Raw genomic sequence first — 1,991 nt, 5'->3', positions numbered from 1 at the left:
CAATAAAGCGTACATGGTACTCGTCAAAGGTGCGCTTCAAAAGCCCCACTTCGACAACATCACGGCCAATCCTGCTTTGGTCTTTGATAATGACCGTAGCCACATTTCCTGCCCGGATTTCTTCCAGCATAGCGTCCAGCCCCGGACGCTTGAAAGTCGTTCCCCGCACTCCGTCATCGGTGAAGTGCCGGATATTCGTAAAGCCGTTCTTTTGAGCGTAGTCCTCCAAAATGCGCTTTTGGTTTTCTATCGACACGCTTTCCCCGGCTCGTTCATCGTCATGGGAAAGACGCTCGTACAGGGCTGTGATTTTTCCCTTGTCCGGCTGTTTCTTCATGGAGTGTAACCTCCTTTCTTGAGGGTGCGCGCTCCCTTTATCCTTATTGTAAATTACCATTGGGGTCCGTAACCACATAGGAGGAATGGCACTGGAGCAGGTTGGGCTTGACAAAGAACCTTGTTTTGCCTGAGCCGGAACCGCCGCAGACCAGGATATTTTTATTTCTTGCGTACTTGGGCTCCTTCGGGCGGCTCGACATGGTGATCCGCTCTGTCTGGGTAAGAAGGACATTTTGGGAGAAGTCTTTGTCCATGTAGGGGGCGATGTCGGCCGGGGTGCCCCAGCGGGCGCTCCCGTACTCGATGCCCCGGCGGTATTTCTTCGCGTTCTTGCCCTTGGAGTAGACCACCAGCCGGATCAGCACCGCGCCGGCGGCGCCCACGCACAGGTCCACCAGATGGAAGCTGGGTGCCAGACTGGCAAAGGCCGCCGAAAAGCCCTGCCCGATGTGGAGCATCTTCTCCGAGGCGTCCGCCCCAGGCGCCAGCCGCACACCCTGACAGAGCTTGTCAAAGAGATACACGAAGATAAGATACGGGAGGTTGAGCAGCACCAGCTTTTTCACCTTGTCGGTCATCGCGCCACCTCCCGGTCCTTGACCTTCTCCCGTTCCCGGTGTTTGGTCTTGGTCTGTTCCTGGGCCTGGGCCAGCCGCTCCCGGATGGTGGGGCGCTTCTCCCGGTCCAGGGTCATGGCGGTGAACTCCTTGAAAGCCGGTTGGAGCTGGTCCTTGTCCTTCGCCTTGAAAAACACATAGTAGTGCGGGGGCTCGGTGTGGGGGTCCTTCTTCAGGGCATAGTCGATGTCGTACTTCTTCGCCACCGCCGAAAACGCCTTGATGTTCTGCTCCGTGATCTCAATGCTGGTCAGGGAGGCCCCATGCTGTTTGAGCTGGTGAAGGGTCTGTTTCCCCTGGCGGAGGGTGCGCTGGGAGGGCTTTTTCTGCATCTCCTCCAGCACCTTCTTCAGGGCCTTTTGGAGCAGGTCCGCGGTCATCTTGCCCGCCTCCACCGAGAGGGAGACCACGCCCTGGGTGATTTCTTCCTGCATAGGCACTACCTCCTTTCTCCGCCGCCGTACAGGTCATGGCTCACCAGGGAAGTGTAGTAACTGCCGATGGTGGCCGGGGCGTTATACAGGGCGGCCAGCAGGTATTTCTTGATATTGCGGACATAGGTGGTGTTCTCCCGCATCCGGTCCAGCACATACTCGATGTGGGAGCTGTCCAGCTTCAGGAACCGGGACTTGACCACCTCCGCCGGGTAGTCGTCCCCGGCAATGCGGATGGTCTCCCGGCGGGAGCATACCGTGTCCACCATGAGCTCCACCAGCTCGTCCAGGCGGTCCCGGTCAAGCTGATGGCTCTGGATGAGGTAGTCATACTCGATGTTCTCCAAAATCAATTCCCGATAGCTCTCGCGCTCCCGCATCCAGTCCCGTCCCATCCCGTCCGAATCCCTGGGGGCTTGGGGGGTGGATAGGACAGGATTTGATCCTTCCGTACTTGATAGATCTTTTTTTGATTTTTCTTTACTTGATTTATTAGGCCTTGTTTGAAAAATAAAAGTTGCACAATAGAAGCAATAGTATAAAATTAAGAGCATGAAACGATATGAATTAACAAAAGAACAATGGGAACGTGTAAAGCCAC

Annotated in this window: 2 protein-coding genes and 1 pseudogene; all 3 read right to left on the bottom strand. The window is 55.9% G+C overall.

Annotated elements, in window-relative coordinates; all coding sequences use genetic code 11:
* Positions 1-917: pseudogene (locus tag H6B51_RS18535) on the bottom strand (recombinase family protein); the annotation flags it as partial.
* Complete coding sequence (locus tag H6B51_RS16855) at positions 914-1,390, bottom strand: PcfB family protein (protein ID WP_204884756.1); 477 nt, start codon at positions 1,388-1,390, stop codon at positions 914-916. The gene H6B51_RS16855 and the pseudogene H6B51_RS18535, both read right to left, overlap by 4 nt.
* A 5-nt stretch (positions 1,391-1,395) precedes the next feature.
* Positions 1,396-1,944, bottom strand: coding sequence for a DUF6017 domain-containing protein (locus tag H6B51_RS16850; protein ID WP_470382171.1), 549 nt, complete (start codon positions 1,942-1,944; stop codon positions 1,396-1,398).
* Positions 1,945-1,991 lie beyond the last annotated feature (47 nt).

It is taken from the genome of Pseudoflavonifractor phocaeensis, from assembly GCF_016901955.1.
GTDB classification, from domain to species: domain Bacteria; phylum Bacillota; class Clostridia; order Oscillospirales; family Oscillospiraceae; genus Flavonifractor; species Flavonifractor phocaeensis_A.
The sequence above is the reverse complement of the archived record's forward strand: the minus strand, read 5'-3'. Positions and strand labels throughout refer to the sequence as shown.

Bases quoted from the DNA above. Each gene is read 5' to 3' on its own strand.
- H6B51_RS16855 (WP_204884756.1), bottom strand. From the start codon at position 1,390: ATGCAGGAAGAAATCACCCAGGGCGTGGTCTCCCTCTCGGTGGAGGCG.
- H6B51_RS16850 (WP_470382171.1), bottom strand. From the start codon at position 1,944: ATGCTCTTAATTTTATACTATTGCTTCTATTGTGCAACTTTTATTTTT.